The following is a 12772-nucleotide window of genomic DNA, read 5'->3' as shown; positions in this document are numbered from 1 at the left end:
GAGGAACTGGTGCACCAGTTCCTTTTTGTGTTTTTGAAACTTTTTGAAAAGTGAACCGTACATAAATACTAGTGGAATATCGGTTATTGGCTAGTGTAAGAGAGTAGTAAATAAGGAGGAATGTAGATGGAAGCTTTTCTAAAGGTTGAGCATTTGAAAAAGTCTTTTAAACATGTAGAGGTGCTAAAAGACATTTCTTTTGAGGTTTTTAAAGGAGAAATAATGGCTATTCTTGGCCCAAATGGAGCAGGAAAATCAACAACCATCCGTAATATTATGGGGATTATGTATCCAGACGAGGGATCTATTACCTTCCAAGGTCATCAAGAAATTCCTCGAAATATGATCGGATATTTACCAGAGGAGCGAGGTCTTTATAAAAATGTGAAGGTAATGGATATTCTATTGTATTTTGCAGAATTAAAGGATTACCCTCTAAAAAAGGCCAAGGAACGTGCGCTTACTTATTTAAAAAAATTTGGATTAGAAGGGAAGGAAAATGCTTCGGTTGAAGAACTTTCTAAAGGAATGGGACAAAAGGTACAATTTATTGCTTCTATCTTACACGAACCGAAGTTTCTCATCCTTGACGAGCCATTTTCAGGGCTTGACCCAGTTAGCCAGGAATTATTTAAGGAGGAGATAAGGAGTCTTGCCAAAAATGGTACTGCAATTCTATTATCCTCGCATCAGATGAATTTAGTCGAAGAGATGTGTGATCGGTTATTTTTGATTCATCGAGGACAAAAAGTGATCTATGGTTCGATGGACAATGTGAAAAAGGAGTATGCAAACTTTAAATGTACGATCCGTGGGAAGAACCAATTGGACATACTGCAAGGTCTTCCAGAGGTCCAACGTGTGGAGCAACAGGATGATACATCTGTCTTGTACCTAACGAAGGATGTACAAGTGGCGAGTTGGTTAAAGCATTTACCTGAAGAGATGGAAATTAATGAGTTATCCATTGACCGAATCTCCCTACATGAAATATTTATTGATATCGCCACGGATAAGAACATGTTTCGAGAGGAGGCTACTATAAATGCGTAACGCCATGAAGGTAGCAAAATGGGAGATCAAAAGAAATTTAAAAAATAAGTCCTTTTTAATTGGTTTATTTCTAACTCCTGCCATATTCCTAGCATTTATGTTCATCGGAAGTTTTTTTGGTGGATCAGACGGGGAGGAAGAAATTTCAACACGGGTTCTTGTTCGTGATGAGCTTGGTGTTTTTGAAGTCATAGAGGAAACAGTTGCTGTACATAAGTTAAATTGGGAGCTCGAGGCAACTGAATCAAGTAAAGAAGAAATTCTTGATGAATTAAAAGAATCGGAGAATACAGCATTCATCTTGTTAGAGCAAGAAAGTTTCGAAAATGGTGTGATTCCCGTCCAAACTAGTGAAGAGATAAATCCATTTTTTATGAATCAAGTTCAAGTTTTAGAGGTTCCATTAAAGACTTTGCAAATGGAAAAACTGGGGCTTACGGAAGAACAATTATCGGCCTTCTCAAAACAAATAATTTTTGAGGGAACATCAATCGAAGAACCAGCGACAACAGTTGAAGAAGAGTCTGATATATTGGGTGAAGACCCATTAGAACGAGTCATACCAGGGGCTTTTGCAGGAATCATTCTCCTTTCAATTGTTTTTTCGGGAATGTATATATTTCAAAGTGCATCACAAGAAAAGAAGGATAAGGTTGCCGAAATTGTGTTATCATCTCTTACCCCTGGAGAGCTGATGCAAGGAAAAATTATCGGATACTTCATTTTAGGTATGATTCAAGCAGTCGTATTCTTGGGCTTCGGTATACCGATAGCACTTTGGAAACTAGATATCCCTATTTTAGACTACTTAATTGGACCAGAGGTTTTATTATTTGTTTTAATTGCGATCCTAGGTTATCTCCTGTTTGCGGCATTATTTGTAGGTGTCGGTGCGACAATGGCAGATATGTCTTCAGCGGGTAACTTTCAAGGTATGGTGATGATGCTTCCATTTTTACCTTTTGTATTTATCGGACCAGTTATTGGGGATCCTGGCGGTCTTATTGCTCAGATAGGAACCTATATCCCGTTTACAGCACCAGGGGTGTTATTATTACGACTTACATTTTTAGAAGAATGGCCGTGGATTGAAATTATTGTCTCTTTAGTTATTTTAGGTATCAGCATTTGGTTATGTATGAAGCTTGCAGGGAAGATTTTTAAAACAGGTATCCTTATGTATGGTAAAAATGCTACGCCAAAGGAAATTTGGAAATGGATTCGTTCTTAAATATACAAATTGGGGTGATAGTAAGTGGATATGCTGTACTTGGGTATAGGTATTGCTGTAGCGGGGTATTTCATAGGTAATGGCTTAAAAAACTTCAAAAATCCAGATGCAAAAACCGTCTTGGATTCATTTGACGAAGATGATTTAGACGAGCTTATAAAAGAGAAGGACATCCATTATCATATTGGGATTTCAAAAGAGGATGCGAAGGAATTAGTAAAAGAATATCCATCTATTCCTCATATTGTTTTAAATGGAACGGTGTATTATCCAAAACGTAAATTAAAGCAATGGTTATCCAATCTTGGGGATTAAGGTAAAGTTCTCTTTAAGTATAAATAAAAAGTGGGTCCTTTGAGACACTAACAATATGTGAACTGTTTAAGGAGGATCTACATGCAGAAAGACATGCAGTATGGAAGTGATTATAAATTTATCCCTGCCACTTCCATTGCCAGTGGGGTAGGAATACAAGTAACACCAGATATTTATTCTCATACCATCCAAATTGTAAATTTTGCAGTTATTGGGGAGCCTGGTACATCAGAATATCTTATTGTTGATGCGGGTATGCCTGGTTCTGCACAAGAAATAATCGGAGTTTGTGAAGAGCGCTTCGGTGCAGAGAATCGGCCCAAAGCTATTTTATTGACTCATGGTCATTTTGATCATGTGGGTGCCATTATCGAACTAGTGGAACACTGGGATGTACCTGTCTATGCGCATGAACTAGAAATGCCATTTTTAACAGGGCAAAAAAGCTATCCTGAACCAGATGCAACGGTAGAGGGAGGAATGGTAGCCAAAATGTCGCCGCTGTTCCCGAATGAGCCGATTCAGTTAGGAAATCATGTAGAAAAGCTTCCAGCAGATGGTACGGTTCCACATCTACCAGATTTTCGTTGGATTCATACACCTGGTCATACACCAGGCCATGTCTCTTTTTTTCGTGAGAAAGATCGTTCCCTAATTGTTGGCGATGCGTTTGTAACAGTCAAACAAGAATTTTTATATAAGGTGATTACACAGGAACAGGAAATCAGTGGTCCACCAAGGTATTTAACAACCGATTGGAAGGCAGCGAAGAAGTCTGTTGAGACGCTAGAGGCACTTAAGCCTGTTGTTGCTATTACAGGTCATGGTTCGCCTATGACAGGTGAGCTATTGGATGAATCATTAGCAAAATTGGTAAAGGATTTTGATCAAATCGCAATTCCAGATTATGGACAGTATGTAAATAAAAATATTCATTAGAAAGGAAACCTGGCTTTCAAAATGAAGTCAGGTTTCTTACATAAAATGAACAAATACTTTTTCAATTTTACTAGGCAATGACGAGCGTAAAACAACGTTCATAAGTTCTAAGCATAGCTTATTGTTTCATAAACATTCTGATATATAGTATATTTGAATGTAGGTAGAATGAATCGGGTGAGAGAGGGAAATATGGTGAATATCTCTTCGTTACTATTAGGGTTAGTTATGGTTTTAAACATTGTTTTTGCCGTAATTGTTATTTTTCGTGAAAGAAGAGATGCAAGTTCAACTTGGGCATGGTTGTTAGTGCTTTTCTTTATACCAGTACTTGGATTTATCATGTATTTGATACTAGGTCGAAATTTGACACGTGACCATCTTTTTCAATGGGATGATTTAAAAAAGAGTGGCATTGAACAAGTGGTAGAGAAGCAAAAAGAACTGATACGTACGGAAAAATTTCATTTTAGCGACCAGGTTACAGCAGAAAATAAAGACTTGATCTATATGAATCTTGTGAATGACCAGGCATTGTTCACGAAAAATAATGCGGTTGAAGTATTCGTCGATGGACAAGAGAAATTTAGAAGTTTATTTCAAGACATTGAGAATGCCAAAGAATCCATTCATTTGCAATATTACATTATAAAAAACGATAATCTAGGTCGAAAATTAATGTCCCATTTAACCAGGAAGGTAAAAGAGGGTGTGATGGTCCGTGTACTTTATGATGAGTTAGGATCTAGAGCGCTGACGAAGCGATTTTTTAAAGAGTTTCGTGAAGCAGGTGGACTAGTTGAGGTCTTTTTTCCATCCAAATTAAGGTTTGTTAATCTGCGAATGAATTTCCGTAACCACCGAAAATTAGTCATTATTGATGGGAAAATTGGGTATGTAGGTGGCTTTAATGTGGGGGATGAGTATCTAGGACTGAATTCAAGATTTGGCTATTGGCGGGACACTCATTTGCGTATAAGAGGAAATGCAGTGGATGCAATGCAGGCACGTTTTATTTTGGATTGGAACCAAGCATCGCGTGATTTTGATATTATGTATGATCCTGAACTTTTCCCAATTGAGAATGTTAGACTGGGTAATGTTGGGATTCAAATTGTAACAAGTGGTCCTGATTCAGAGTTTGAACAAATAAAAAATGCGTATATCAAAATGATCTATTCAGCGAAAAAATCCATTTATATGCAGACACCTTATTTTATTCCAGATAAAAGTTTACTTGATGCACTTCGAGTGGCATGCCTCTCGGGTGTTGAAGTGAATATCATGATTCCTGATAAACCTGACCATCCTTTCGTTTATTGGGCAACCCTTTCACATATAGGGGAATTGCTTCCTGTAGGAGCGAATGTGTATATTTACAGTAACGGCTTTATTCACTCAAAGACACTTGTTGTCGATGAGGAAATTTCTTCAGTTGGTACAGCTAATATTGATGTAAGAAGTTTCCGCTTAAACTTTGAGGTAAATGCGTTTTTATATGATGAACTTATATCTAAAGAGCTTACTGATATTTTTAAGCAAGATATTAAACTATCTAAACTATTGACAAATGAAGAATATGGAAAAAGAGGGGCAAACATTAAATTTAAAGAGTCCATTTCAAGGCTCTTGTCCCCAATCCTATAACTAGAATTTTCGATGTAGCTCACACTTTTGTAATGAAGGGTAAGCTGCATCGATTTTTTAAATTTTAAAGAGCAGTAAAATTCGGTAGGATATGTGAGGGGGCGATTTGATGAATCTAATGGATTTCAATACAGAACTATTTTACAAAATTAATGAGCTAGGAAGGGAATTACCGTTTTTGGATGGGCCCATGATATTAGTTGCAAATTACTCATTGTATTTGCTAATCCTTACGGTTATTTTCTAACTTTTTAAAAAGGGTTCTAATAACCAGATTATGGTGATTAGTGGATTACTTTCCGTTGGAATAGCTGTGTTGCTTGGAAGGGTGGCTGGATTATTTCATTCCAATAAGCAGCCCTTTGCTGAATTATCGAATGTAAATCAATTAATTGAAAAATCCGTTGATAACTCATTTCCAAGTGATCATACGATGATCTTTTTTGCCGTTTGTTTTACCTTCTTCTTATTTAAAAAAACAGGGAGATATTTTTGGATGGCGTTCGCGTGTTTAGTGGGCTTTTCACGCATTTGGGTGGGCGTACATTATCCTGGAGATATTATTGTAGCAGCCATTCTTGCTATACTATCTGCAACCCTTTTGTATACTATAGTATCGAAACTTACAATTTTCATTTCTAACGGGGAAATTAAAATACCAACGACAAAGGAAAAAAATTATTAAAAATAAACGGTCTCAGAGTGGACCCATTTTTTCGTATTGTATATCCGAAATTTACCAAACCTATTCGGGATACTTTACAAAGAATAAGGGAAAAATCACATTTGAAATAAAAAATAATCTTGGATATAATTGATATACTATTTGAAAAATTCACCTAATCTAAAGACAATGAAGAGAAAAAGTAGGATTTAGCTATTTTACACAGAGAGCTTCGGTAGCTGAAAAGAAGCAAAAATGCGAATCTGAACAATGGCCTCTGAGTTTCGTGCTGAAAGTAACCTTGTTATGAGTAGGTTCCGACGAGATTTGGTACTCGTTATCAATACCACAGTATACAGGCAAATCTTGACCTTTGTACTTGTTGAGACTGTTTGTGTGAGCAAACGGTAAAGTAAGGTGGTACCGCGTGAGATAAACCACGTCCTTATCGATTTGATAATGACGTGGTTTTTTTATTTTTAATTAAGGATAATCGTTAATTCACAAAAAGTGGAGGAATGAATTGTGACGAAAAATCATCTTGTATTACAAACTGATTTTGGTTTGAGTGATGGAGCTGTAAGCGCAATGTATGGTGTTGCTCTGTCGGTAAACCCAGACTTACAGATTTTTGATCTTACTCATGACATTACGCCATTTAATATCTGGGAAGGTTCTTATCGTTTATTCCAAACTATTAAGTATTGGCCAGAGGGGACTGTTTTTGTTTCTGTTGTTGATCCTGGTGTTGGTTCTGACCGATTAAGCATTGTAGTGTTAACGGAGACAAATCATTATATCGTGACACCTGATAACGGGACAATAACTCACATCCAAAAAAGGTTTGGAGTTAAAGAAGCTAGGACCATTGATGAAAGCATAAATCGGTTGCCTTTTTCTGGCGAATCATACACCTTTCATGGAAGGGATGTTTATGCGTATACGGGGGCTAGGCTTGCTTCAGGTATTATTACATATAAAGAGGTAGGTCCTACTGTTGCAGTGGAATCATTAGTGGCATTGCCTATTTTTGAAGCTACGGTTGATAATGAGGTTGTGATTGGAAATATTGATATCCTAGATGTACGCTTCGGAAACTTGTGGACGAATATTGATCGAACCTTATTTACTCAAATAGGGTATGAGTATGGTGAAGTATTTGATGTCATGATTGATTGTGAAGGAAGAAATGTATATGAGAGTAAGATGAAGTATGGACGTTCCTTTGCTGAAAGTGGGCTAGGTGAGCCGATTTTGTATATAAACTCTTTAGATAAGATTGGAGTAGCCCTTAATCAAGAGTCCTTTGCAAAAAAATATAAAATTGGTACTGGCGCAGAATGGCAAATATCAATTAGGAAAAAAGACTAGAACCATAAGAAAACACCGTTCATCCTTCGAACGGTGTTTTTTACAAATTAGGTTAAAGGTTTGTTTTGTTTTAACAGGTTTGATGCAGGTAGTGTGATAATTTTTCCTCCAATTTGCACATGGATAGAATCATTAAAAATAGCTTTTACTATCCCTTTTAGCTGAACAGTTGAATCTACGGTGATCTCTTTTTTTGATTCGTTATTGGTGGTCATGGCAAATCTCCTCTCGGCTATTATATTTATTTAGAGGGTGAATAAATATAAACAAATTCATTCAGTTAGGTTTTCAACTGAATAAAGTTATATCCTATATTATGAAAAGTATACTTATAAATATCGTTATTTATTATTTTACCTTTAATATTTTGTCTTGTGCAAGTTTCACAAACTGGTTATTTTCTGTGTTGGTCACACCAACGATAAAAATGTATTATTCTTATAATAAAATAGATTGAAAATTTTGTCATTATATTTTTATCTAAAATATAAAAAGTGACATGTCTGTGAGTTCGGACGAAGGAAGGGGACGCTGGTATGGTCCTAATGGTGTTAATAGTACTTATTGTATGTTTGGTATGTTTGGTATCTTCCTGTATTTCGATAGAAGAAAATATCATTGAAGATTTACAAAGGAAAGGCTTTGAAATAGTTGACCTAAAAACCTTGCTTGGGTTATCAGCCTATCAGTAAATGAAAGAATCGTAGGCTTTAGAACTTAAACCTACGATTCTTTTTATCTATTTTTTCCTAATTAATTTCCATGTATCAACTACAACACTAACCGATAAAATAAATAAGATCATTGCCAATACGGGATGTAAAGCTCCAACCCAAGAAGCAATCCTTGTAAAATTTGCACTAAAATACATACCGAACACGAACAGTGCTAGTCCAATCACATACCCATAACCCCAACGAGGCATTTTTCCGATGAAAGCTACTATCAGCATGAGTACGGGGATATTTAATCCTAAGATATGAACGAGTGATGTATGGGTCAACCAGTTTTCAGCACCGACAAAAATAGCCAGTCCAGCTGTAAATACTTGTCCAATAATGAACAATAAGTAAATGATCGCAAATAATAAGTAAAGGCCTCTTCCAAATCGTATTCGTGCCGATATCGTAGATTTGGTCATTTGAAACTCTCCTTTCTTAGAATAAGCGCCCATTTTTGAGCGCTATTCATCATCTGATATCTACTTTTCCGCTATTCACTTTAATGTTCACATCATGGGTGCCAGCACCGTGCTTACCCTGTAAGCTTCCTTTATCCCTTGTGGAGTCATCGAGAGAAAAGTCATTTGAAATGTATCCGCTATTTGCTTCGCCGTTTAATGTAAAGTCGGCGTCACTTGGTAAGTCTAGGTCAATTAAGCCTGAGCGCACATGGGCATCAATGGAATCAATAAGTTCGGAAACTGTTACTTTTAATCTTCCAGAGCGAACATCTGCTTCAAGTTTTCCTTTGTACGTATCAACGGTTACATTCCCAGAACGCACATCAATGTTTCCTTCTTTCGTTGTAAGCTTCTCAACTTTGGAATTTCCAGAAGCAACATTGTGTACAAACTTTTCAACAGAAAGGTTCTCTAAATTCAAATTTCCAGAATGAACATCGGCTGAGAGTTTATTCATTTTCATACGCTTTCCATCAAAATCTAAATGACCAGAGCCGACTCTGAATGATAAATCACGGTCATAATCTTCTGGGATATAAATCGTTAATTTTGATTTATTAAAGAAAGGGAACCAACCGAAATGGAATCCTCGTTCATAGGTAACCTCGATTGTATTACCACTTTTGTCAACATGAACCTCGCCTCTACCTTTCAATTCGGCTTTTACATCATCCCGATTTTCTGGAATGACAGTCGTGTTAATGGACGAGATATCGATATCGATTTCATCAATTTTATCTGTTACTTTAACAGTATCTCCCGAATTTCCGAAAGGAAGTAAGGGGATGCGATAGAGGTTTGTTATCACAAGATAAGCCCCAACCAGAATGAAAAATATAATGATGATTTTCTTCATTTATCTAACCTGCCTTTTCTCATTTATTCTATCCATATCATAAAAGAAGAAGAGGAAATGTGTAACGCCCCACCGATATATTTCCAAATAGGACCTGAGGCTTATGAAAAAATAAAGCAGATTGCTCTCATAACAATCTGCTCTGCATCGTTGATTTATTCATCTACTTAAATAGGTCATCATTCTCCATCTTTAGTTAAGAGAATGTAATGGAATATGCGGGCTTGCTTGTAAAGGTTCAACTTACAAACAAAATCTAAATTGCCACGACGTGATTGTCGTGTCCGTGTAACCCTCATCATACAGAGCCCCTTGCTAACAATTTGTGCCCCTAGTAGATGAAAAATTACATTATGAATCTGATATAACCCAGTCCTGGGACCATTTTTGGATTTCATCCATTAATGGTTTTAAGGCCAACCCTTTATCGGTGAGTGAATATTCAATGCGTACAGGGGTCTCGGGGTATACATGCCTGTTGACAATTCCTTGATTCTCTAGATCTTTAAGTCTTTCTGAAAGGACTCTTCCACTAATTCCAATGGAAGACTCGATTGTGCAAAAACGCTGAGGACCGGAAAGGAGTTGGTAAATCACAAGACCCGTCCAACGTTGTCCAAGTAAATTCATAGCCTTTTCAAATTTAGGACAAATTATATTTGAATCCATACTCTCTTCACCCCTATGAATATATTATAGCGAATTGTAACCAATAATAAACTTACTTGACACAAATTTATTACAAAAGTATAATTACTTACATAAAGTAAGTGAGTTGATATCAAGGAGGCATATAAGATGAAATACCAACGCCCACCATATACATTTGTTGACCTTGTAGAATTAAAAGTGACCGATTTACAGCGGTCTTTAACATTTTATCAAAATGTAATTGGATTTAAAGTATTAGAGCAAACAGATAAAAAAGCACTTTTAACGGCTGATGGAAAAACAGCACTAGTATCGATTGAACAGCCAGAAGGGATCACAGAAAAAGAGCCACGCAGAACGGGCCTTTATCATTTTGCATTACTATTACCATCACGTGCCGAATTAGGAAAAATTCTCTTCCATTTCGTACAAAATAATATTCGTATTGGTGCATCCGACCATGCTGTAAGTGAAGCTTTATATTTAGATGACCCCGATGGAAATGGAATTGAAATTTACGCAGATCGTCCTGACACAGAATGGGAATGGTCAAATGGGGAAGTAAGAATGGTAACAGAACCGTTAGACGGTCAAGGTGTACTCGCTGCTGCAAATGGTGAAAAGTGGGAAGGTCTACCAAAAGAGACTGTAATGGGACATATTCACATGCACGTAGCAGACCTAGTAAAAACAGAGGAATACTATACAAAGGGTCTAGGATTTGATGTTGTTACCCGCTATGGAGGAATGGCTTTGTTCATTTCTACTGGTGGCTATCATCACCATATCGGTCTGAACACTTGGAATGGGGTAGGAGCACCTGCACCATCTGAAAATAGTGCAGGTATTAAGCAGTTTACACTTGTACTTCCAAATGAACCAGCATTACAGACAACTGTTGAAAACCTAAAAAATATCGGTGCTTATGTCCAAGAAGAAAATGGTGTAACATTCACAAAAGATCCATCACAGAACAAAATAAAGCTTGTTGTGGCGTAGCTACAATAAAATGAACATGAAATCCACTTCTAATTGATTATAAAAAAAGGAAGTGGATTTTTGCTTGTTAATTTACGAATTATCCGATAAAATAACCTTTATATTAATTTTAATAAAAATTTAACACTTTTAGTGATGATAGGAATGAGTAGCAGCTTATCTCCCTGTTGCAGAGAGCCGGTGGGTGGTGAAAACCGGAACATAGATAAATGCGAATTACCTCCTTGAGCTTTCTTTGTGAACCCATTTTATGTGGAAACTAGCAAAGAACGGACGAACCGTTATTCGATGAAGCGGAAGATATATATCTTCAACAAGGGTGGTACCGCGTGCAACCACGTCCCTTTTTTAGGGGCGTGGTTTTTGTGTTTTTATCGTGTTAATGAGAGGGCTTTGAATTTAAATCTCACTGGATGTTTCTAAGAAGGTGGGTCTCGTGGTCAAAAGAGGATTGGATCCGTGGAAAGTTGTCTCAGAGGAGTCATCTCGTGACCCAAAAAGCTTATCACCAATCAAAATGACTCAACAAAAAAAGCTACTCATAACCAATAGTCAGCCATAAGTAAATTGGAAAATTCGATTTTAAAAATAAACCAATCCAGGAGGAGCTCATATGGAGAACTTTATCGAACAACTTACAGATGATCAAAAAAATGAATTAGAACGTCAATTTGCCATTTATACAAACGGTACACAGGAAGTTGTGCCAGCGTATGAGTTAAAACAAAAAATCGCAAAGTCCATTGTGACAAAAAAACCACTAAAGGTAAAATTAGGCCTTGACCCGTCTGCGCCCGATGTTCACTTAGGTCACACAGTCGTCCTAAATAAACTAAAGCAGTTTCAGGAAAACGGACATGTGGTTCAGCTATTAATTGGTGATTTCACAGGGAAAATAGGGGATCCGACTGGAAAGTCCGTTGCTCGAAAACAACTGACAGATGAAGAAGTTAAACATAATGCGCAAACATACTTTGAGCAATTTGGAAAAGTATTAGACATGGAAAAAGTGGAACTGCACTATAACTCCAAATGGCTATCAACTTTAAATTTCGAAGATATCATCAATTTAGCAGCCAGCATTACGGTAGCTCGACTACTTGAAAGAAATGATTTCTCTGAGCGTTTATCAACGGGTAAGCCTATTTCACTTCATGAATTTTTCTATCCGCTTATGCAAGGATATGACTCCGTTGAGTTAGAGAGTGATATTGAGTTAGGTGGAACTGACCAGCATTTTAACGTCTTGATGGGAAGACATATACAAGAGCATTTTGGCAAAGAAAAGCAAGTAGTCATCCTTCTTCCGTTATTAGAGGGGCTGGATGGGGTCGAAAAAATGTCAAAATCAAAAGGGAATTATATTGGTGTGGATGAAGCACCAAATGAAATGTTTGGTAAAACAATGTCCATTCAGGATGAAATGATGCCAAAATACTTTGATTTAATCACAGATCTATCTCTACAAGAGAAACAGGAAATTAAAGAAAACCTTGAGAATGGTACGTTACATCCACGTGATGCCAAAATGCTGCTAGGTAGAACCATTGTAAGAATGTATCATAGTGAGGAGGCTGCACAACAGGCTGAGGAACATTTTAAAACGGTCTTCCAAAAAGGGGTAATCCCAGAAGATATCCCAGAAGTAACCTGGTCGGGTGAAGACAAGATTTCCATTATTGATTTACTTGTTGACTTAGAGTTACAAAAGTCGAAAGGTGAATCCCGTAAAATGATTCAAAACGGTGGAGTCAAAATAAATGGTGAAAAAGTTGAGGATATTCACTTAGAAGTGGAACTAACAAACGACATGATCGTTCAAGTCGGAAAGCGTAAGTTTGTTAAAATTAAAAAGTAATGGAG

General features: G+C 36.9%; 14 protein-coding genes and 2 other annotated features. Of the genes, 10 read left to right on the top strand and 4 right to left on the bottom strand.

Going from position 1 to position 12772, the window contains the following annotated elements; all coding sequences use genetic code 11:
- The first annotated feature begins 126 nt into the window (after positions 1–126).
- The 8 genes from ACWPVE_RS07840 to ACWPVE_RS07805 all read left to right on the top strand — a co-directional run bounded on the left by ACWPVE_RS07840 (position 127) and on the right by ACWPVE_RS07805 (position 7220).
- Positions 127–1053 carry an ABC transporter ATP-binding protein gene (locus tag ACWPVE_RS07840; protein ID WP_453992260.1) on the top strand — a complete coding sequence of 309 codons (927 nt, stop codon included), beginning with the start codon at positions 127–129 and terminating at the stop codon, positions 1051–1053.
- Positions 1046–2284: an ABC transporter permease gene (locus tag ACWPVE_RS07835; protein WP_453992258.1), complete on the top strand. Its 1239-nt coding sequence runs from the start codon at positions 1046–1048 to the stop codon at positions 2282–2284. The genes ACWPVE_RS07840 and ACWPVE_RS07835 overlap by 8 nt, the downstream gene beginning before the upstream one ends.
- A 30-nt stretch (positions 2285–2314) precedes the next feature.
- Complete coding sequence (locus ACWPVE_RS07830; RefSeq protein ID WP_453997413.1) at positions 2315–2599, top strand: DNA-binding protein; 285 nt, start codon at positions 2315–2317, stop codon at positions 2597–2599.
- Between the two features lie 81 nt (positions 2600–2680).
- The gene (locus ACWPVE_RS07825; RefSeq protein WP_453992256.1) at positions 2681–3538 is read left to right on the top strand and encodes an MBL fold metallo-hydrolase; all 858 of its coding nucleotides are present in this window, start codon (positions 2681–2683) and stop codon (positions 3536–3538) included.
- Positions 3539–3733: 195 nt separating this feature from the next.
- Positions 3734–5185 carry a cardiolipin synthase gene (cls, locus tag ACWPVE_RS07820; protein WP_453992255.1) on the top strand — a complete coding sequence of 484 codons (1452 nt, stop codon included), beginning with the start codon at positions 3734–3736 and terminating at the stop codon, positions 5183–5185.
- Positions 5186–5294: 109 nt separating this feature from the next.
- On the top strand, positions 5295–5432 hold the full coding sequence (locus ACWPVE_RS07815; protein WP_453992253.1) for a hypothetical protein: 138 nt from the start codon (positions 5295–5297) through the stop codon (positions 5430–5432).
- A 30-nt stretch (positions 5433–5462) separates the two neighbouring features.
- Positions 5463–5870, top strand: coding sequence for an undecaprenyl-diphosphatase (locus tag ACWPVE_RS07810; RefSeq protein WP_453992251.1), 408 nt, complete (start codon positions 5463–5465; stop codon positions 5868–5870).
- A 159-nt stretch (positions 5871–6029) separates the two neighbouring features.
- Positions 6030–6299: a binding site (T-box leader), on the top strand.
- Between the two features lie 75 nt (positions 6300–6374).
- On the top strand, positions 6375–7220 hold the full coding sequence (locus tag ACWPVE_RS07805; protein WP_453992250.1) for an SAM hydrolase/SAM-dependent halogenase family protein: 846 nt from the start codon (positions 6375–6377) through the stop codon (positions 7218–7220).
- Between the two features lie 47 nt (positions 7221–7267).
- On the opposite strand, the gene ACWPVE_RS07800 is transcribed toward ACWPVE_RS07805, so the two are convergent.
- From ACWPVE_RS07800 to ACWPVE_RS07785, 4 genes are all read right to left on the bottom strand, one after another.
- On the bottom strand, positions 7268–7435 hold the full coding sequence (locus ACWPVE_RS07800; RefSeq protein WP_453992248.1) for a hypothetical protein: 168 nt from the start codon (positions 7433–7435) through the stop codon (positions 7268–7270).
- Between the two features lie 524 nt (positions 7436–7959).
- Entirely contained in the window at positions 7960–8361 is a 402-nt protein-coding gene (locus ACWPVE_RS07795) for a DUF6220 domain-containing protein (RefSeq protein WP_453992246.1), read from the bottom strand.
- A gap of 49 nt (positions 8362–8410) precedes the next feature.
- Positions 8411–9259, bottom strand: coding sequence for a LiaG family protein (gene liaG, locus ACWPVE_RS07790; protein WP_453992244.1), 849 nt, complete (start codon positions 9257–9259; stop codon positions 8411–8413).
- A 351-nt stretch (positions 9260–9610) separates the two neighbouring features.
- On the bottom strand, positions 9611–9928 hold the full coding sequence (locus ACWPVE_RS07785; protein WP_453992242.1) for a winged helix-turn-helix transcriptional regulator: 318 nt from the start codon (positions 9926–9928) through the stop codon (positions 9611–9613).
- 129 nt (positions 9929–10057) lie between these two features.
- On the opposite strand from ACWPVE_RS07785, the gene ACWPVE_RS07780 reads away from it, so the two are divergent.
- A complete protein-coding gene (locus ACWPVE_RS07780) occupies positions 10058–10909 on the top strand; it encodes a VOC family protein (protein WP_453992240.1) in 852 nt (283 codons plus the stop codon).
- A gap of 126 nt (positions 10910–11035) precedes the next feature.
- Positions 11036–11257, top strand: a binding site (T-box leader).
- A 265-nt stretch (positions 11258–11522) separates the two neighbouring features.
- Positions 11523–12767: a tyrosine--tRNA ligase gene (gene tyrS / locus ACWPVE_RS07775; protein ID WP_453992239.1), complete on the top strand. Its 1245-nt coding sequence runs from the start codon at positions 11523–11525 to the stop codon at positions 12765–12767.
- Positions 12768–12772 lie beyond the last annotated feature (5 nt).

This window comes from Bacillus nitroreducens (assembly GCF_964021195.1).
This window is presented reverse-complemented; position numbering and strand designations above follow the sequence as displayed.

Coding starts and splice junctions, on each gene's coding strand:
- ACWPVE_RS07840 (WP_453992260.1), top strand. CDS start 127: ATGGAAGCTTTTCTAAAGGTTGAGCATTTGAAAAAGTCTTTTAAACAT.
- tyrS (WP_453992239.1), top strand. CDS start 11,523: ATGGAGAACTTTATCGAACAACTTACAGATGATCAAAAAAATGAATTA.
- ACWPVE_RS07825 (WP_453992256.1), top strand. CDS start 2,681: ATGCAGAAAGACATGCAGTATGGAAGTGATTATAAATTTATCCCTGCC.
- liaG (WP_453992244.1), bottom strand. CDS start 9,259: ATGAAGAAAATCATCATTATATTTTTCATTCTGGTTGGGGCTTATCTT.
- ACWPVE_RS07810 (WP_453992251.1), top strand. CDS start 5,463: ATGGTGATTAGTGGATTACTTTCCGTTGGAATAGCTGTGTTGCTTGGA.
- ACWPVE_RS07800 (WP_453992248.1), bottom strand. CDS start 7,435: ATGACCACCAATAACGAATCAAAAAAAGAGATCACCGTAGATTCAACT.
- ACWPVE_RS07785 (WP_453992242.1), bottom strand. CDS start 9,928: ATGGATTCAAATATAATTTGTCCTAAATTTGAAAAGGCTATGAATTTA.
- ACWPVE_RS07795 (WP_453992246.1), bottom strand. CDS start 8,361: ATGACCAAATCTACGATATCGGCACGAATACGATTTGGAAGAGGCCTT.
- ACWPVE_RS07835 (WP_453992258.1), top strand. CDS start 1,046: ATGCGTAACGCCATGAAGGTAGCAAAATGGGAGATCAAAAGAAATTTA.
- ACWPVE_RS07780 (WP_453992240.1), top strand. CDS start 10,058: ATGAAATACCAACGCCCACCATATACATTTGTTGACCTTGTAGAATTA.
- ACWPVE_RS07830 (WP_453997413.1), top strand. CDS start 2,315: ATGCTGTACTTGGGTATAGGTATTGCTGTAGCGGGGTATTTCATAGGT.
- ACWPVE_RS07815 (WP_453992253.1), top strand. CDS start 5,295: ATGAATCTAATGGATTTCAATACAGAACTATTTTACAAAATTAATGAG.